The 19,841-nt window shown below is 48.7% G+C and carries 14 protein-coding genes; 11 read left to right on the plus strand and 3 right to left on the minus strand.

The window, feature by feature from the left end; all coding sequences use genetic code 11:
• Positions 1-93: 93 nt before the first annotated feature.
• Positions 94-1,266 (minus strand): nicotinate phosphoribosyltransferase, encoded by a 1,173-nt coding sequence (gene pncB, locus BZG14_RS07740; RefSeq protein WP_077486271.1) that lies wholly within the window; start codon positions 1,264-1,266, stop codon positions 94-96.
• A gap of 278 nt (positions 1,267-1,544) precedes the next feature.
• Here pncB and pepN point away from each other — a divergent pair, with 278 nt between their 5' ends.
• The 9 genes from pepN (at position 1,545) to rmf (ending at position 16,582) form a co-directional block, all read left to right on the plus strand.
• Positions 1,545-4,154: an aminopeptidase N gene (gene pepN / locus BZG14_RS07745; RefSeq protein ID WP_077608432.1), complete on the plus strand. Its 2,610-nt coding sequence runs from the start codon at positions 1,545-1,547 to the stop codon at positions 4,152-4,154.
• 124 nt (positions 4,155-4,278) lie between these two features.
• The gene (locus tag BZG14_RS07750; protein WP_069362421.1) at positions 4,279-4,497 is read left to right on the plus strand and encodes a DUF2835 domain-containing protein; all 219 of its coding nucleotides are present in this window, start codon (positions 4,279-4,281) and stop codon (positions 4,495-4,497) included.
• Positions 4,498-4,700: 203 nt separating this feature from the next.
• Positions 4,701-9,521, plus strand: a complete 4,821-nt coding sequence (locus tag BZG14_RS07755; RefSeq protein WP_077608433.1) for an NAD-glutamate dehydrogenase — start codon at positions 4,701-4,703, stop codon at positions 9,519-9,521.
• A 66-nt stretch (positions 9,522-9,587) separates the two neighbouring features.
• Positions 9,588-10,601, plus strand: coding sequence for a quinone-dependent dihydroorotate dehydrogenase (gene pyrD, locus BZG14_RS07760; RefSeq protein WP_077608434.1), 1,014 nt, complete (start codon positions 9,588-9,590; stop codon positions 10,599-10,601).
• 139 nt (positions 10,602-10,740) lie between these two features.
• The gene (locus BZG14_RS07765) at positions 10,741-11,295 is read left to right on the plus strand and encodes a cell division protein ZapC (protein WP_077458716.1); all 555 of its coding nucleotides are present in this window, start codon (positions 10,741-10,743) and stop codon (positions 11,293-11,295) included.
• Between the two features lie 647 nt (positions 11,296-11,942).
• Positions 11,943-14,072, plus strand: coding sequence for a bifunctional 23S rRNA (guanine(2069)-N(7))-methyltransferase RlmK/23S rRNA (guanine(2445)-N(2))-methyltransferase RlmL (rlmKL, locus tag BZG14_RS07770; protein ID WP_077608435.1), 2,130 nt, complete (start codon positions 11,943-11,945; stop codon positions 14,070-14,072).
• Entirely contained in the window at positions 14,069-14,323 is a 255-nt protein-coding gene (locus BZG14_RS07775; RefSeq protein ID WP_077608436.1) for a glutaredoxin family protein, read from the plus strand. The genes rlmKL and BZG14_RS07775 overlap by 4 nt, the downstream gene beginning before the upstream one ends.
• Positions 14,310-16,220: an ABC transporter ATP-binding protein gene (locus tag BZG14_RS07780; protein ID WP_077600064.1), complete on the plus strand. Its 1,911-nt coding sequence runs from the start codon at positions 14,310-14,312 to the stop codon at positions 16,218-16,220. The genes BZG14_RS07775 and BZG14_RS07780 overlap by 14 nt, the downstream gene beginning before the upstream one ends.
• Positions 16,221-16,411: 191 nt before the next feature.
• On the plus strand, positions 16,412-16,582 hold the full coding sequence (gene rmf / locus BZG14_RS07785; protein ID WP_077458712.1) for a ribosome modulation factor: 171 nt from the start codon (positions 16,412-16,414) through the stop codon (positions 16,580-16,582).
• A gap of 229 nt (positions 16,583-16,811) precedes the next feature.
• Here rmf and fabA read toward each other — a convergent pair whose 3' ends face one another.
• Together fabA and BZG14_RS07795 are read right to left on the minus strand one after the other, a co-directional pair.
• Positions 16,812-17,327, minus strand: a complete 516-nt coding sequence (gene fabA / locus BZG14_RS07790) for a bifunctional 3-hydroxydecanoyl-ACP dehydratase/trans-2-decenoyl-ACP isomerase (protein ID WP_069362414.1) — start codon at positions 17,325-17,327, stop codon at positions 16,812-16,814.
• Positions 17,328-17,395: 68 nt separating this feature from the next.
• A complete protein-coding gene (locus BZG14_RS07795) occupies positions 17,396-19,051 on the minus strand; it encodes an AAA family ATPase (protein WP_077608437.1) in 1,656 nt (551 codons plus the stop codon).
• Between the two features lie 184 nt (positions 19,052-19,235).
• Here BZG14_RS07795 and matP point away from each other — a divergent pair, with 184 nt between their 5' ends.
• Complete coding sequence (gene matP, locus BZG14_RS07800; RefSeq protein WP_077486263.1) at positions 19,236-19,685, plus strand: macrodomain Ter protein MatP; 450 nt, start codon at positions 19,236-19,238, stop codon at positions 19,683-19,685.
• A gap of 31 nt (positions 19,686-19,716) precedes the next feature.
• On the plus strand, positions 19,717-19,841 hold a 125-nt coding region (locus BZG14_RS16080; RefSeq protein ID WP_131825172.1), incomplete at its 3' end, for a DUF3634 family protein.

A 19,841-nucleotide genomic window follows, 5' to 3' on the forward strand; every position in this document is an offset into this window, starting at 1 on the left:
GGTGGCTATATCAGTAGAAGAAGTCGAGATTAAAAAGGGCCGGTAATTAACCGGCCCTCTCTGTAGGTGTGAAGCGTCTCGTCCGACAACGGTTTAGTCCGGTAACTTGAACGCGGCTTTTAGTGCAGAGAGGTGCGCCTCATCTTTACAAATGGCTTTGTTAGGTTCATCAGAAATTTTGGCGACAGGTTTCCCTTGGCAGGTGGTAAGTTTGATCACCACATTGAGGGTTTTCACATTGGGCAGATCACAGGTCAACTGCGTGCCAATACCAAATGAGGTCGTGGCTTTGTCGGCAAAGTATTGATAGATGTGCACAGCCTTCGCCAGCGTGAGGCTATCGGAGAAGACCAGCGTCTTATCTTTGGGATCAATGCCATGCTCCCGATAATGCGCGATCGCCTTTTCACCCCACGCAATCGGGTCACCACTGTCATGACGTAAGCCGCTAAAGGCATGGCAAAGTGAACGGTCAAAGTCCTGTAAAAAGGCATCCATGTTGATGCAATCGGTTAACGCTATCCCGAGGCTATCGGGATATTCTTGTAGCCAGACTTGTAACGCAAGCTGCTGAGAGTCAGCTAACTGGCCGGCAAGCTGCTGATGGGCCTGAAACCACTCATGTGCTTGGGTGCCGACAGGCGGGAGCCCTAGCTGTTTCGCTAGCCACACGTTAGAGGTGCCTTTTAAAGGCGGATAGACGTCGTGCAGTCGTGTCACTACCGCTTGGTGCATCTCGCGTGAAAACCGTCGTCGTGTGCCAAAGTCCACCAGCTGAAACCCATCCGCAAAGCCATCTTTGGGTAGATGTGCAAGTTTATCATCAAGACGCGTGAGCGCGTCATTGACCGTGTGATGAGGGTAGCAGGCGCGATTTCTCAACTCACAAATAATCGCCAGTAGGGGTACTTCCCAGAGAATCACCTCGTGCCAGGGGCCGGCGATATGAATCGCCAATTGACCGTCTTCGATACCAACAGTGACCTGGTCAGGATCGAATTGAAAACCTGACAAAAAGGCGAGAAAGTCTGCTTGATACAGACCTAGCGAGTCCAGATAGCTGAGCTCGTCTTCACGAAACCGTAATGTCGCGAGATGGTGGACATGATCCACCACCTGTTCACATAAGTAGGAGAGGTCTTCATCACTGCGGCAGTAAAAGTCAGCGGTAACGTGGACATCAGGATAATGATGGAATACTGCTTGCTGCATATTGATTTTATAAGCATCAGTATCCAAAAGTGATGTAATGATCGGATTGTGCATGCGTGGTGAACGCCTTACGGGTTACAAAACGAAATGAGCGTCATAGTACCGCAATTTTTATAAAATTTAACCGTCGTCACATTATATTTCCGTTGGGATTGGCAGGCTTCGTTGACATTATGCGGCATTTATTGAATGTAAACGCAAACATTTGATAACAAACTGTTAAGTCTATAGTCATCGATGCCAAGCCGCGGTAAGGTATGGCATGCAAAATCGCCCTTGGGCGAATGAATACAGTTCGTTGGCTGAGGTACACTCGATAAAAAGGAAACGACATGTCTCAACAACCCACCGCCAAATACCGTGATGATTACCGTGCACCGGATTTCACTATTACGGACATCAATCTTGAGTTTGATCTCCATCCGAACAACACCCTGGTCACTGCCGTCAGCCAGGTAAAACGCCTGAATAATGACGCGACGGATCTCGAACTAGACGGTGACGCATTGACGTTAGTGCGCCTAGACATCAACGGCGACCCTTGGACGGCTTATAGTGAAGAAGCGGGTAAATTGATTATCCGAGACGTTCCTGAAGCGTTTACGTTAACCGTACAAACTCAGCTTGACCCGGAAAACAATACTGCGTTAGAGGGGCTCTATATCTCAGGCGGGGCGTACTGCACCCAGTGTGAAGCGGAAGGGTTTCGCCGAATCACTTATTATCTCGACCGTCCCGATGTGTTAGCGCGCTTTACCACCAAAGTGATTGCGGATAAAGCAAATTATCCGTACTTACTCAGTAATGGTAATAAGATCGCGTCGGGTGAATTGGGAGGTGGCCGCCACTGGGTGGAATGGCATGACCCTTACGCCAAGCCCAGCTACCTATTTGCGCTGGTTGGTGGCGATTTTGATGTGTTACGCGATACGTTTGTCACACGATCTGGCCGAGATGTGGCGTTGGAGATTTTTGTTGATAAAGGCAACTTGGATCGTGCCGATCACGCGATGACTTCACTCAAAAACGCAATGAAATGGGACGAGGATCGCTTTGATCTTGAATACGATCTAGACATCTACATGATCGTCGCCGTTGACTTCTTCAACATGGGCGCCATGGAGAATAAAGGCTTAAATATCTTTAACTCCAAGTACGTATTGGCAAACGCAGAAACCGCCACCGATACCGATTATCTTGGCATCGAAGCGGTCATTGGTCATGAGTACTTCCATAACTGGACGGGGAACCGAGTGACATGCCGTGATTGGTTCCAACTGAGCCTCAAAGAAGGGCTAACGGTATTCCGAGACCAAGAGTTTTCGTCAGATTTAGGCTCGCGTTCGGTTAATCGTATCAATAACGCACGTATTATGCGTGGCCCGCAGTTTGCTGAAGATGCCAGCCCCATGTCTCATCCGATTCGGCCAGAGAAGGTGATCGAGATGAATAACTTTTACACCCTGACGGTGTATGAGAAGGGCAGCGAAGTTATCCGCATGATGCATACTATTTTGGGTGAAGCAGGCTTCCAAAAAGGGGTTAAGCTTTACTTTGAGCGCCATGATGGTACCGCGGCAACCTGTGATGATTTTGTTCAAGCGATGGAGGATGCCTCTGGGATTGATTTGACCCAGTTCCGTCGTTGGTATAGCCAGTCGGGAACGCCAGTGCTCAGCGTGTCGTCGACGTATGATCCTGATAGTAAACAATTAGCACTGCATGTTTCTCAGCACACCCCGCCAACGGCGGATCAACAGGAGAAGTTGCCGCTTTATATCCCATTGGATATCGAGCTGTATCGTCGTGATGGCAGTGTGATTAAGTTACAGCGCCACGGTGAGAGCGTCTCCAATGTGCTCGCGGTAACGGAGACAGAGCAAACCTTTATTTTTGATGAGGTGGACGAGCAACCTGTGCTATCACTACTGCGCGAGTTCTCGGCGCCGGTGAAGCTTGATCACGATTATCAAGATGATGAATTAGCCTTCTTATTGCAACATGCGCGTAATGACTTTGCGCGGTGGGATGCGGGTCAGAGCCTACTGGCTAAGCATATTAAAGCGAACGTCGCACGGGTACAGAACGAGCAGCCTATTGATGTGCCTCTGTCTGTGATTGATGCGTTCCGTGGCGTACTCCTTAGTGACAACACGGATCCGGCTTTGATTGCAGAAGTGCTTAATCTTCCAAGTGAAACCGAAGTGGCAGGGTGGTTTGATACCGTTGACGTTGATGCTATTCACCAGGTGATGGCGGCGTTCAAGCAGCAGTTTGCCGATCATATGGTTGATGAGTTTGATGCGGTATACCGCCAGTATGCGCAGCCTGAATATCAGATCACCCATAAAGCTATCGGTGAGCGCGCGTTGCGCAATACCTGTTTGAGCTATCTCGCCCATACGGAAAACGGCAATACGCATGTTGAGCGTCATTACCATGCTGCGAATAATATGACCGACACCATGGCAGCATTGAATGCCGCCAACAATGCGCAATTGCCGTGCCGTGAACCACTGATGAAAGATTTCAGTGATAAATGGCAGCATGATGGGCTGGTAATGGACAAATGGTTTATGCTGCAAGGGGCAAACCCAGCAGACAATGCGCTTGACCAAGTTAGAGTGCAAATGGACCATCCGGCCTTTACCCTTAAAAACCCCAACCGTGTTCGCAGCTTAGTGGGCGCTTTTTGCAACCGAAACCCTGCGCGTTTCCACGCTAAAGACGGTAGCGGCTATCGGTTTTTGAAAGAGATCTTAGTGATACTCAACCAATCGAACCCGCAGGTGGCGTCTCGATTGATTGATCCTATGCTCAAGCTTGCCCATTACGATCGCGATCGCCAGCAGCAAATGCGCCAGATATTGCAAGAGTTGGCCGATATGGATAACTTAGCAGCGGATCTTTATGAAAAAGTAGAAAAAACACTTGAGCAATAAGAAACGATTTGGGATAAAATCAGCCAAGCGTTAACAAGTGTGAAAAGCCGTCCACCTTGGGCGGCTTTTTGTTTTTGGGAGTTGATTGGTTAGCGGTGTCACGGTGATAGGTTGAGCGGAAGAGATGGAGTACTATTTTAACGTTTACATTGCTTACTCAGAGTATCAACACTACTACAGTGGTGCCGCGGCCAATGTGGTGGTGACATCCGATCAGGGGCTGCGTCTTCAGATCCCGGCTTCTCGTTTTCGTCCTTTCTTATCACACCTCGGTATACGCGGGCGTTTTAAACTGGTGACAGACGCCAACCACAAGTTCCAGTCGTTAATGCGGGTAGCCTAGTGGTGCGCGAGTAAAGCCTCATCAATTCTTCTGTTTAAATAGCCACAGCAGTCACATTCTGGCGAAATTCGCGTAAATCCAGCCGTTTATCTATAACGTTTTTATCTACCAAGCCTTACACTAGACAGTGCGTTTGTTAACGCAATGTTTACTTCTGAATACTCACAACGATAATGTTCTAAAAAGGACAACGGAGCTCCAGAATGACCTCGCGTGACCCTATAGTACCTGTGTTACTTGAGAAGGTTTATCAGTTGATTGCCGATAAACTCGATGAAACTCAACAACCACTTGTCGATGCATTAGCCAAAAGGATATTGGGTCAAATATCTGATGATGATTTGCAGGAACGCAATGAGTCAGATCTCTACGGTGCTGTGATGAGTTTGTGGCACCACCTCAACACCTTTGAACAAGATAAAGTCTTTGTAAAAGTCTTTAACCCCAGCCTTAGTGGCAATGGGTGGCAGTCAACCCACACCATTGTCGAGATCTTGGCACCTGACGCCCCTTTCTTGGTTGATTCGGTGCGTATGGCGCTCAACCGTTTGGGGATCACCACCCACTTAATGCTTAACACCCCAATAAAATCACAAAAGAATGAGCAGGGTGATGTGATTGCCATTGGTGATGATAATGGCCAGTTCCAAAGCACGTTCCATATCGAAATTGACAAAATGTCCGATGAGTCAGAGATGGCGGCACTTGAGGCTGAGCTGTCTGAAACCTTAACGGATGTGGTGATGGTGGTGAACGATTGGAAGCCGATGCGTGAGCAGATGCTTGAGTTGGTGTCGGAATTGAAAGACACACCGTTGCCGATTGATGACGAGCGTCGGCAAGAAGCGATCGAGTTTTTGAGTTGGATTACTGACAACAACTTTACCTTTATGGGGTACAAGTGTTTTGATTTAGTGCCTGTTGAAGGGGATTATGAACTGCGGGCAAGCACAGACTGTAATGCGCTTGGCTTGGCGAAAAAACATAAATCGCCCGCGGTACTCAGCTTGTCAGAAATGCCAGAGTCCGCCCGTGCTGAAGCGTTGAAAAAAGAGCTACTGGTGCTCACAAAAAGTAACGCCAAATCGCGAGTTCACCGTCCGGCTTATGTGGATTACATCGGCATTAAAAAGTTCGATAAACAAGGGAATGTGATTGGCGAACACCGTTTCACAGGCCTTTACGCATCATCTGCCTATAACCAATCCACGGCAAGTATTCCTGTCCTACGAAATAAAGTACGCCGTATTCTCGATAACAGTGGTTTTTATCGTGAATCCCATTCGTGGAAAGCATTAGCGAATATTTTGGAAAACTATCCGCGTGATGAGCTGTTCCAAGCGACGGAAGACGAAATGCGCGACGTTGGGATGGGCGTGGTGCAGATGCAAGATCGCGACATGTTGCGAGTGTTTGTCCGTCGCGATCCATTTGGGCGTTTTTTCTCGTGCATGGTGTATATCACTCGTGAGCGCTACAACACCGAGTTCCGTCGTCAAACCCAGCGTATTCTCCAGCAATACTTTGGTTCCGATCAGACGGTAGAATTTACCACTTTCTTCTCGGAAAGCCCCTTGGCACGGACGCACTATATCGTCCGAGTAGAAAACAACAATTTCGATATTGATGTGAAGAAGATCGAACAAAACCTAACAGAGGCAGCGTCGTCGTGGGACGATCGCCTGCAAGAGGCGGTGATTGCTAACTTTGGTGAAAACCGAGGTACGCCAATCGCCAAACGCTATTTACGCGCGTTTCCACGTTCGTACAAGGAAGCCATGCTCCCTGGCTCAGCCGTTGCTGACATTGAGCGCCTTGAAGGTCTCAGTGATGATAATAAGCTAGACATGTTGCTTTACCGTCCTCAAGAGGTGAGCCATCAATCCAACGCGATTAGCCTCAAGTTGTTCCAAAAGGGCGAGCCTATTCATCTGTCTGATGTGATGCCGATGTTGGAAAACCTCGGGCTGAGAGTGATTGGTGAGTCGCCTTATGAGGTGGCAACTAGCCAAGGAGATACATACTGGATCCTTGATTTCTCCATGTTGCACAGTGCCGGCTCGGCGTTTGATCTTGGTAATGCCCGAGATCGTTTCCAACATGCCTTTGCCGATATTTGGCATGGCCGTTTGGACAACGATGGCTTTAACCGCTTGGTGCTCAATGCGGGGCTGTCGGGACGAGAAGTGACCATTTTACGTGCTTATGCGCGTTATATGCGTCAGATTGGCTTTCCATTTAGTCAAGCCTATATAGAAGAAACGTTGGCGTCACACTCTCAGCTTGCCAGCTTCTTGGTAAAACTGTTCAATACGCGCTTTGATCCGGCGGGTAAGCAAACCAAGCGCGCGCAGGACGCTATTATCAATGATATCGAAGAAGCGCTCGATAATGTTGAGAGCCTTGATGATGACCGTATTATTCGTCGCTACATGGACATCATGTTGGCGACCACACGGACCAACTTCTTCCAAAAAGATCCGGATAATGGCCAAGACAAGCCTTATCTCTCGTTAAAACTCGAGGCCTCTGAAATCCCGGATATGCCCAAGCCTGTTCCGGCGTTCGAGATCTTCGTGTATTCCCCCGATGTTGAAGGGGTTCATTTACGCGGTGGTAAGGTGGCTCGTGGCGGGCTCCGTTGGTCGGATCGGCAAGAAGATTTCCGTACCGAGGTGCTTGGTCTTGTCAAAGCGCAGCAGGTGAAAAACACCGTGATTGTGCCTGTTGGGGCGAAAGGTGGATTTGTCTGTAAGCGACAGCACCAGCTCTCGGGTCGCGATGCGATTTTCGCGGAAGGGAAGCGATGCTATCGGATCTTCATCCAAGGGTTGCTCGACATTACCGATAACATCGTGGAAGGTACCCTGACACCGCCGCGACACGTTGTCCGTCATGACGAAGACGATGCCTATCTGGTAGTTGCTGCAGATAAGGGGACAGCGACATTTTCCGATCTTGCTAACAGTGTTTCCGCACAATATGACTTTTGGCTGGGCGATGCGTTTGCGTCGGGGGGGTCTAACGGTTATGACCACAAGAAGATGGGGATTACTGCCTCCGGTGCGTGGGAGTCAGTGAAACGTCATTTCCGCGAAATTGATATCAACTGTCAAACCACAGATTTTACCTGTGTGGGGATTGGCGATATGGGCGGTGATGTGTTTGGTAACGGCATGTTGCTGTCTAAACATATTCGCTTGGTGGCTGCGTTTAACCACATGCATATCTTTATTGACCCTGAGCCAGATGCTGCAAAAAGTTGGAAAGAGCGACAGCGCCTTTTCAACCTGCCGCGCTCAAGCTGGGAAGACTATGACAGCAAGTTGATTTCCAAAGGTGGGGGGATATTCTCTCGCCGCGCCAAGTCGATTACTTTAACGCCAGAGATACAAAAACTGCTTGGGACACGCAAGCAGTCAATGGCACCGAATGATCTGATTAAGCAGATCTTAAAAGCCAAAGTTGATCTACTTTGGAATGGTGGGATCGGCACCTATGTGAAGTCGTCTGATGAAACCCACACCTCTGTTGGTGATCGCGCCAATGACGGATTGCGTGTTAATGGTAACGAAATTGGCGCCCGCATTATCGGTGAGGGGGGCAACTTAGGAATGACGCAACTGGGGCGGATCGAATATGCGCTCAAAGGCGGTCGCGTCAATACCGACTTTATCGACAACGTTGGTGGGGTCGACTGTTCCGATAACGAAGTCAATATCAAGATCTTGCTCAATGGGCTGGTGGCCGCTGGCGACTTGACCATGAAAAAACGCAACGAGCTACTAGAGCGGATGGAAGATGAAGTGTCGGATATCGTGCTTGAAGATGCGTACAGTCAGAGTGAGTCGATTTCGGTTACTCACAATCAGCAAGCTGCGTTATTAAAAGAGCAGATCCGCTTTATTCATTATCTTGAAAAAGAGGGCAAGCTGGATCGCGCACTTGAATATTTGCCGGATGATGAGACCTTGTCTGAGCGTAATCTGCGTGGCACGGGCCTAACGCGCCCAGAAATTGCCGTGCTGGTGGCGTACGGGAAGATGGTGCTCAAAGAGCAACTGGTGGTCGATGACGTGACGCAAAATGCACACTTTGGCCAGCTACTTCCCAGTTACTTCCCGAAAGAGTTACAGCGTCACTATCGCCAAGAAATGGAATCCCATCCACTTCGCGGCGAGATCATTGCGACGGCGTTGGCGAACCAGATGTCGAACGACATGGGCTTTAATTTCATTACGCGTATGCAAGATGAAACCGGCGCAAGTGTCAGTGAGATTGCCAAATCGTATGCTATCGCGCGTGATGTGTTTGGCTTTGAACAATTATTTGATGATGTCCGAGCGCTAGATAATCAGGTCAGTGCTAAGGTGCAATACGATATCTTGTTCCGTTGCCGTCGGATGTTACGGCGCGCAACGCGATGGATGTTACGCAACAAACGTAAAGGGGAGAGCATCGAGGCACAAGTGGCCTTTTATCGCCCCGCGCTGCAAAACTTGGTTGAGCACTTGGACAAGTATCTAGTTGAGAGTGAAATCAAAGAGCATGACCAACAGGCGGAGACATTGCGACAAGCTGGGGTGCCGGATGCACTGGCCAATAGAGTCTGTCGTCTCACTAGCGTGTTCTCTGGCTTAGACTTAGCACAGGTGTCAGAGCAGCTGAATAAGCCGTTTGAGCTGGTGGCGCGCTTGTATTACGTGCTAGGGGATAGCCTGTCACTGCACTGGTTCTTGAAACAAATCAACAATCAACCCGTGGATAACCACTGGCAAGCTTTGGCCCGTGCGTCTTTCCGTGAAGATCTGGATTGGCAACAACGCTTACTCACCGCTCATATTGTGTCTGAAATGGCGGATGATCAAGATGCTGAGACAGGATTAGCGCAATGGATGGATGAGCACGTGGTGATCCTCGGCCGCTGGCAGAGCATTGTTGATGAGTTCAAAGTGGGCTCAGTGCATGAGTTTGCCAAGTTCTCGGTGGCACTCCGTGAATTGTCGCTGTTAAATTTAAATTGAATTAGCGCGCCAATAACGCAATAATCTAGCCCCGTTTATACGGGGCTTTTTTTATTAGGAGGGATAATGCTTTACCGCCTCGCCAGACCGGCTATCTTTCAGTTAGATCCAGAAAAAGCACATGATCTAACCATCAACACCCTTTCTCGATATCACCACACCCCGCTTCGTTTTCTCTATTCCCAACAGCTTCCTCCTCGTCCAGTTACCGTGATGGGACTCAACTTCAATAATCCCGTTGGCTTAGCAGCAGGATTGGACAAAAACGGCGAGTGCATAGAAGCCTTTGGCGCGATGGGGTTTGGCTTTGTAGAAGTGGGGACAGTGACGCCCCGTCCGCAACCGGGTAACGATAAGCCTCGACTTTTTCGTATTATAGCTGCCGAGGGGATCATCAATCGAATGGGTTTCAATAACCAAGGCGTTGATGCATTGGTARAAAACGTGAAACGTGCGAAAAACTTCGATGGTGTGTTGGGGATTAATATTGGTAAGAACAAAGATACACCCATCGAGCAGGGGACCGACGATTATCTCGCCTGCATGCGAAAAGTATACCCACACGCTGACTATATTGCCGTAAATATCTCGTCGCCTAACACGCCAGGATTACGTACCTTACAATATGGCGAGATGTTCGATGAACTCCTTAGCACACTGAAAGCGGAACAGGCACACTTGGCAGACACCCACGATAAATACGTGCCTTTGACAGTTAAGATTGCCCCAGATTTGAGTGAAGACGAAATTCAACAAGTGGCCCAAGCACTGATTCGTCATCAGATCGATGGCGTGATTGCGACCAACACGACGCTTGAGCGTTCATTGGTAGATGGTATGCCACATTATCGTGAAGCGGGTGGGCTGAGTGGCCGTCCTGTGCAACTAAAAAGCACCGAGGTCATTCGCCAACTACATCGTGCACTCGATGGTGCGATGCCCATCATTGGGGTAGGCGGCATTGACTCAGTCACCGCCGCGCGAGAAAAACTCGAAGCGGGGGCGGACCTGGTGCAAGTCTACTCTGGGTTAATTTACCAAGGTCCTGGGCTCATCAAACAAATCGTGCGTCATATTTAGCTTAGTAAATAAACGCTTAACGCATTAAAGGGGACGTTTTCTTCCCCTTTTTTTTTCGCTTCAGCCCATTACACTTCAGGCAATGGCAGTGTTGTTATCGCCAGACACCCAGTAAGTGAGTCATCGCGGGAGCTGAAGTATGTTAAAACCTAATGATGCATGGAGATGGTATTTCGATAATACGTCGAATTCACTGATGCTGGATTTAGGCGATGACATGGTTTTTCGCGTGGCGGTTAATGCCAAACATCTCATCCCCGATGCGTTCTCATCATCCCCATTTTCTGTTGAGGATGCATCACTCTTTCAACGTTTGACAGAGCCTCTGTCAAACCTCTCACTTTCCGGCCCTCGTCAGGCCGAACTCGCTTTGAACGCAGTGGCAGCCTATCGCTTCCACAAACCTGTCTTACCTAAAAGCTGGTTTTTCGAGCCACAACAAGACACTATTGCCACCCCTGAGTGGGGGCAAATAGTCGAGCTCACCAGCCAAACAGGGGATAGGGCGCCGTTTATTATCATAGAGAACGCCGGTTCCGCTTCACTGTGCATGCTCGCGCGCGAAGCGGATTTTGAACTGAGCGCGAATAAAAAAATGGCGTTTTGTGGTGCGATTAAAGTAATGAACGACCGGCTATCGCAACCAATATGTCAAACAAATAGCCAAAAAGGTCGCTTTGCGTTAGTGGGCTGAGTGGTTTTCACTCAGCCCACGCCTCCTTTCTTCCCTCACTTTCCTTGTTCCGTAGACAGATGACAGCGCGATAGCTGTATCTTGACGTTTCTTATACCAAACAGACGTGCATAAAAAATGTGATATCAGTTCATTTTATGAACGAAAAGTGTGCGCATCTCTGATCATTTTTTCATTCATTTGGGGATGTTTTCACCCTTATTACGGCAGTTATTGACTGCTTTCTTCCTATTTTATCCGGCAAAATGCTTGAGTAAACCTCTTCTGGTATAGTCCAGTTTTGATGATGCTGCATTCTTTCCCAAAGGGAAAACAAGTCCGTTTTTATTGTTATAAAGTGAGGTTTGATAGATATCATAGCAGCAGTGAATACTTACACGCGTCGGTTCAAACCGCATTGCGCGAGGCGATGTCAGTGTAGAAGTAAGGTGGTTTCCTAGTGGAAACACGGGTGAGAGTCGGACTAGGATAATTGATTCCATGCAGAAACAAATCTTTCTGGTCGTCTGTTTTTATATGGAAACAATAATCCGGCGATTTATTCATCATTCAATGGTGTTTGTTACCGCTTGGGTCAACGATAGGCGCAAGATTGATGTATAATCGCCGCCATGATGATAACGACGCCCAAAGGGTGTAGAGACTGAATGAAACACTATCTCGCAATAACCGCTCGAGGCCTCGAGCACATGCTAGCTCAAGAGCTTGAACAACTTGGCGTCTCTAGCGTCAAGCAAGTTCATGCAGGGGTTAAATTTAAAGCCGACGATTCAACACTGTATCAATGCTGTTTATGGAGTCGGATTGCATCACGGTTTGTCTTAGTGCTGGGCGAATTTGCGGTGCGCGATGATATGGATCTCTACCTCGGGGCAACGGCAATTAACTGGCCCGATTATTTTCACGCCAGTCAGCGGATTGCGGTGGACTTTAATGGGACCAATCGCGAGATACGCAATAGCCAGTACGGGGCGTTGAAAGTCAAAGACGCAATTGTAGACAAGTTTGAAAAGTCGAATTTGCCCCGCCCAAGCGTCGACCGCGAACAGCCTGATTTACGTATCCATATGCGGTTATCGAAAGATCAAGGCCTGCTTGGGATTGATATGGTAGGGAGCGGCCTACATCAACGCGGCTATCGTACCCAAGCAGGCGCTGCGCCCTTACGAGAGACCCATGCGGCAGCCTTAGTCGCAAGGAGTGGCTGGAAGATGGATCAGCCTTTGATGGATATCATGTGTGGCTCGGGCACCCTGCTGATAGAAGCGGCGATGATGGCAGCGAAAATCGCGCCTGGATTGAAGCGCAAGCGCTGGGGCTTTGAATCGTTGTTGGGCTTTGATGATGAAGCCTTTAAAGCGATCAAAGCGGAAGCGAGTGTCAAGGCCAAACGAGGTGTAAGTCAGTGCCAGACACGTTTTTATGGTACGGATAACGATGCCCGTATGATTGAGACAGCACGCGCGAATGCACGACGTGCTGGCGTGGGTGAATTGATTGATTTTGCAACGGGTGATGCCACGCAAGTGACGCCCCCTGAGGGATTCTCAGGGGGACATATTCTTTCTAATCCGCYGTACGGGGAGCGCTTGGGAACCACGCCTGGCTTGATCGCCCTCTACACGCAGCTTGGTGATCACCTTAAAGAGGCATTTGCGGGGAACACGGTTTCTTTGTATTCGGGTTCGGAAGAGTTACTGAGTTGCTTGCGGATGCGCGCGGATGACAAATTTAAGTTACGCAACGGTGCGTTAGATTGTGTGATGAAAACCTATGCGATCACTGCGCGTGGTGAAAAATCGGAGAGTGAAGCGCCAAAGGCGGACGTCGCCCCAGATTTTGCTAACCGTTTGCGCAAGAATATGGCGAAGCTGGACAAATGGGCGAAGAAACAAGCGTTAGAGTGTTATCGACTCTATGATGCCGACTTGCCTGACTATAAAGCCGCGATAGATCGCTATCGCGATTATTTGGTGATTCAAGAATACGCAGCGCCGAAAACCATTGAGCCTGAGAAAGCACGTCGTCGCTTGTTGGATATGGTGCGTGCTGCCATTGCAGTGACGGGTGTGGATGCCAATAAAGTGGTGTTAAAAACGCGCGAAAAGCAAAAGGGCAACAATCAGTATCAAAAGCTTGCTGGCGCGTCGCGGACCATGACGGTCCATGAATACGGCGTGGCGCTTGAGGTTAATCTCTATGATTATCTTGATACAGGGGTATTTCTTGACCATCGCAATACCCGTCGTCTAATCGGCGAGAAAGCGCAAGGGAAAGATTTCCTTAATCTCTTTGCCTACACGGGCAGCGCGTCCGTTCATGCTGCGGCAGGTGGGGCACGGTCTACAACGACTGTCGACATGTCAAAAACCTATATGGCGTGGGCGGAACGCAATATGGCGCTCAATGGCATTGTCGGGCGTCAACACCGTTTTGAGCAGGCAGACTGTCTGCAATGGATTCGCCAATCAGATCAGCAATTTGATTTAATCTTTATCGATCCGCCGACATTCTCTAACTCGAAAAGAATGCACAGCACTTTTGATGTGCAACGTGATCACCTGGATGTCCTTTTGGCACTAAAAGACCGTTTACGTCCCGATGGTGAAATTATTTTTTCCAATAACAAGCGACACTTTAAGATGGATTTGGAAGGTTTAGCGGCTGCAGGGCTCAGTGCAGAAAATATTAGCAAACGCTCGATTCCTGAAGATTTTGCCCGCAACCCACATATTCACAATTGCTGGATTATTCGTCATCAGGATATGTCCGCATGACACTCGTATTGTTTAGTACGGAAGGGTGCCACCTTTGTGAACAAGCGTGGGCACTCTATCAATCTCTCGGTTATCAAACGCCACTCAACAGTCAAGACATTGCCTTTGACGATGCGCTCTTTGAGCGTTACGGCGTCACTATCCCTGTGATCGCAATACGCGAGCAGTCTGGAGCGGTGAGGGCTGAATTAGGATGGCCGTTTGATCACACACAATTACAAGCTTGGTTAACGCAACATGGCATTGATTAAAATAACCTCCGCCCAGTTGGCGTATGGCGACAACCCATTACTGGACAAAACTGACTTTATTCTCCAGCCAGGTGAGCGCGTGTGTCTGGTAGGGCGCAATGGCGCCGGTAAGTCTACCTTGATGAAGGTGCTTGATGGTCAGGTACAGCTCGATGATGGCAGTATTCAAAGTCAGTCTGAACTCAAAGTCTCCCGGCTTGAACAAGATCCCCCCCGCGATAGCCAAGGAACTGTGTTCGATTATGTGGCCGAAGGTCTCGCGGAAGCAGGGGACAAACTCAAACAGTATCATCAGCTGATCGCGACGATCGAAACCGATCCTAGTGATCGCAATATTGCCGAGCTGGCCAAAGTGCAAGAAGCGCTCGACCACGCTGACGCTTGGCGCTTTGATAATCAGATTATGGTGGTGTTAGGGGCGTTAGGCCTAGAGGGCAATACCGCGCTTAAAGCCTTATCTGGCGGTTGGCAGCGCAAAGCCGCTTTAGCGCGCGCTCTGGTTTGTGAGCCGGATGTGTTGCTTCTTGATGAGCCCACTAACCACTTGGATGTCTCGACCATTTTGTGGTTAGAGCAATTCTTAAAAGATTTTAAAGGCGCAATCGTTTTTATCTCGCATGACCGCTCGTTTATTGGCGCGATGGCCACACGTATCGTTGATCTTGATCGCGGTAAGCTGACCTCATGGCCAGGCGACTATCAAACCTACCTCGACGGTAAAGAAGAAGCGCTGCGAGTGGAAGCTGAGCAGAACGCTGAATTTGATAAAAAACTGGCTCAAGAAGAAGCCTGGATTCGTCAAGGTATCAAAGCACGTCGTACCCGTAACGAGGGGCGAGTGCGCGCACTGAAAGCGCTACGCCAAGAGCGTGCGAGCCGCGTTGAGTTACAGGGTAACGCTAACTTGCAGCTCGACGATGCCAGCCGCTCCGGCAAAATTGTGTTTGAAGCGGAAAACGTCGCCTTTAGCTATCAAGACAAGCCGCTGATTAAGCCATTTAGTTTCACTGTGATGCGCGGCGATCGCATTGCGCTGATTGGCCCGAACGGATGTGGCAAAAGTACGCTATTAAAGCTGATGCTTGAAACACTCACCCCGGACAGTGGCACTTTGCATGTAGGCACAAAACTGGATGTGGCCTATTTTGATCAATACCGGGAGAAGCTAGATCCAGAAAAAACGGTTATCGATAACTTGGCGGGAGGCAAAACCGAGGTTGAAGTCGGTGGTCGTAAGCGTCACGTGATGGGATATTTGCAGGATTTCTTATTCCATCCTCGCCGCGCTCAAACCCCGGTTAAGGCACTGTCTGGGGGCGAGAAAAACCGTCTGCTGTTGGCTAAGTTGTTCCTCAAGCCAGCGAATCTATTGGTTCTTGATGAGCCAACTAACGATCTCGATATCGAAACGCTGGAACTATTGGAAGACTTGCTTTCGCAATTCCAAGGCACTTTGTTGCTGGTCAGCCACGATCGTCAATTCGTCGACAACACGGTCACTCATAGCTGGATATTTGAGGGCGACGGTACCATTAATAAGTTTGTTGGGGGATATCACGATGCCCAACAACAGCGTGAGCAGTATCTTAAAGCCATCACACCCAATAGCCGCACACATTCAACGGATGGTGAGGCTGATACGGAACAAAAGACGGCAAAACCTAAGAGTAAGCCACGCAAGCTCTCTTATAAACTGCAACGTGAGCTAGAAGCCCTGCCAGCGCGGCTTGAGGCGCTAGAAGAAGAGATTGAAGCATTACAATCAGAAATGAACGATCCTGACTTTTTCTCGAAAAGTCAGGATGTTACCCAACCTAAACTGACTCGATTAGCAGAGGCTGAACAGGAACTAGAGCAAGCCTTTGAACGCTGGGAAGAATTGGAAGCGATGCAATAATTGCGCTAGTGACGTTGTCACATATGGGAGGGATATGACTCACATTTTGTTTAGTTGTTGCGCGATAGTGCTTGCTTAAAAAATAATCATGATCGAAGCTGTAGAAGGTGCTTCATAAAAACGTCACAGACGGAAGCATCCTTGCAAATAGCAAGCAGCATTGAACAAAATGGAATAAAGAGGGCGACCCTATGAAAAGACAGAAGCGAGATCGTTTGGAACGCGCACAGTCAAAGGGCTTTCAAGCAGGTATAAACGGTCGATCGTCTGAACTATGTCCTTACCAACAAACGGATGCTAGAAGTAGCTGGCTTGGCGGATGGCGCGAAGGCAGAACCAGTAAATCGGAAATGATGAAGTAGTCTCTTTCTAATCTTCTACGGCCTTACCGTTTTGGTAAGGCCTTTTTAATTCGCATTTAATGCACTATAACTTTATTTATTTGTCACCAAATAAAAATAAGTACAAAGATAACGTTAACAATCGCTAAAAAATTGAACCATTAGTCGAGCAAAGCGCGAGGGAAAATATGGTGGGTCAAGAAGGCGGGCGGTAAAAAGCCGGCGATAGTCACCGGCTAGACAGCGAGGATTAGAATGCCGAGGTATCTTGGAAAAGCCCCACTTTCAGATCTTTCGCGACGTAAATCTCTTTGTCATCAACGTAGACGTGGCCATCACCGACACCCATCACGAGTTTGCGGTTAATCACGCGTTTCATGTGAATTTCATAGCGAACACGCTTAGCCGTTGGCAATACTTGTCCGGTAAACTTCACTTCACCCACTCCTAGGGCGCGGCCTTTTCCTTCGCCGCCAACCCAGCCGAGAAAAAAGCCGACTAGCTGCCACATGGCATCTAGACCAAGACAACCTGGCATCACGGGATCACCAGGGAAGTGACAGTCGAAAAACCATAAGTCTGGGTTGATATCCAACTCTGCGACAATCACGCCTTTATCAAAGTCACCACCTTGATCGGTAATGTTGGTGATGCGGTCCATCATCAGCATGTTTGGTGCCGGAAGCTGTGGACGTCCCGGGCCAAAGAGCTCACCTTGGCTAGACGCGAGTAAATCGTCGCGATTATAGGAATTTTGGCGTTTCATTATATCTAAACTGCTCCTTATTCAATTGCGAGCAGATTAGCGTACACGTGTACGCCAAACAACTCGGATCAGTACTGGCCAAACCAGTTTTTTAAGCGTTTAAACAAACTGTTGCAGCTTTGTTTGTCATCAGTATGAAAATGATTTATTCGATTAGATATTTTTCTGAGCAATGTCTCCTCATCATCTCCAGAGAATGGGAGACCTGTCACAAGCGGCAAGGCTTGTTCGACATCATCCACCGCCCAAATATGAAACTGGCCGGCTTTAATCGCATCAACCACGTCGTTACGTAGACACAAAGAAGAGAGGTTGGTTTTGGGTAACACGACGCCTTGTTGACCGGTTAAACCACGGTGCGCGCAGACTTGATAATAGCCTTCAATTTTTTCATTAATCCCGCCGACCGCTTGTACGCGACCAAATTGGTCAACGGCGCCGGTGATGGCGATGGCTTGATTAATCGGTTGTTGAGATAACGCGCTCACAAAGGCACATAATTCAGCCAAGGATGCACTGTCACCATCCACTTCGCTATACGATTGTTCGAATACAATGGAGGCGGAATACGGTAAAGGGTCATCGAGGTTTAGCGCCACGCTCACAAAGGCCTGCATAATCATCATACCTTTGGCGTGAATGTTGCCCGCAAGCTCGGCTTTACGCTCAACATCAGCAATATCACCATCACCGGAATGAACGACACAAGAAATTCTCGCTGGCTCACCGTAACTCATCGGATGGCCAGGCACTTCGATCACCGTTAACCCGTTTATTTGACCGATATGCTCGCCGCGGGTATCAATAAAAACTTGTCCTTTGTGGATATCTTCAATCGCACGTTCGGGGAGGTAGGCAGCACGTTGGTAACGCTGAGAGATAGCAGCATCAATGGCAGCTTTGTCGAGGGCATCCGACGCCGTTATGACAGATTCAGCCAGTAGTTGATGATACCAAACCGGACACAAGGGCATCCGCCATTGATCTTCGCTTTCACGTGCCCCGGCTTGCAACAAACGTACTAAGCCTGATTCTGTCATGGGTAAGTGAGTGTGTGCGGTAACCAAGCCTTTTAGCCAAGCAAAGTAGGGCACAATGGTGGTCGCGTCGAGCGCAATGTCTTGCTCATATTCGGCATAAGCTGATAGGCCGTCGTAGAGATCAGGCTCATTGGTTTCAAAGTCGGCCAGCCACTGTCTGTCGCCGACTAACACCAGGCGTACGTTCAGCGCCTCATCGGGTAACTCCGTCACTTGATCGGCGCGGGCGGTTTGCCAAGCGAGCTTGCCCGTTGACAAGTACTGCTTGAGACGCACCCAAATCCGCGGCTGCTGCAGTATATCCGCGACTTTTAAAATCAATACGCCATCGTGAGCTTGATGTAGTAAACCGTACTTTTTTTGTGACGCTGTCACATTTTTATTCGCATCATAAGCGAAGCCAAACAGTGTTGATTCGGTAATCGCATCACCGATAACAATCGGCACCTCTGGGTACTGTGTCGCTAATTCTGCTTGATAGGCATTAAGGTATTGAGGTAAGTCAGCGGACATCACGGTAAGACAAACCGTTGGACACGAAGGTGACATTAACCAAGTCAGCGCCTTTTTTAAGCGTGATTGCAGTGATAACAGTGAGGCCGCCTCTAAATGCGCAAATTGTGCAATGTCGAGAGAAAACTGAGAATAATGTGGTTTGGCATCACGCCAATCAACTTCATGCATGTCTATGATTACTGACTAAGATTAGAATGGATAGAGTATAAAGGATAACACACTGTGGTAATAGGATAGTGGGGCCATTGGATCAACCATTGGCGCACGGTGGCATCGTTGCGGTGTGTGATAATTGAACAGACAGCGCGTTAGTGTTACGCTGTCACCACTTGGCGTGACAAAAGCTTGGCATATGAAATATCAACAACTCGAGAATCTTGAGGCAGGCTGGAAATGGGCCTACCTGGTGAAAAAGTGGAAAGACGGTGACGCTGTCACAAAATATATTGATAGCGATGAGGCTAAAACAGCTGTTGATGCCTTGTTAGCCTTAGAGCATGAACCCACGCGGGTGCATCAATGGATTGAAAAGCACATGGCGCCGTCGCTGGAGAAAAAGCTAAAACAAGCGATTCGCGCCAAGCGTAAGCGTCACTTTAACGCCGAGCAAGAGCAAACGCGGAAAAAATCCATCGATTTGGATTACCGGGTGTGGGAGAAGCTCTCGCAAAAAGCACATGAGCTTGACGCGACCTTATCCGACACTATTGAGTATTTATTATCTGAGGCCAATCGTTCAGAAAGTGCCAACAAGCAAGTAGACACCTTAAAGCAAGATCTGAGTAACTTGCTAGGAATGTGAAACCTGTTAACCGATAAGCGAGCATTGCAGTATGGGCTACTTTTTACTGATCTCTTTTGCCATTTTCCTCGCATTCATGTTGATCGACCGGCCACTGATCGTGATTGCATTTAAAGATGGTCAGTTAGTGCGTCATAAAGGAAAAGTGCCGAAAGG

This window comes from Salinivibrio sp. IB282 (assembly GCF_001995685.1).
Classification (GTDB): domain Bacteria; phylum Pseudomonadota; class Gammaproteobacteria; order Enterobacterales; family Vibrionaceae; genus Salinivibrio; species Salinivibrio kushneri.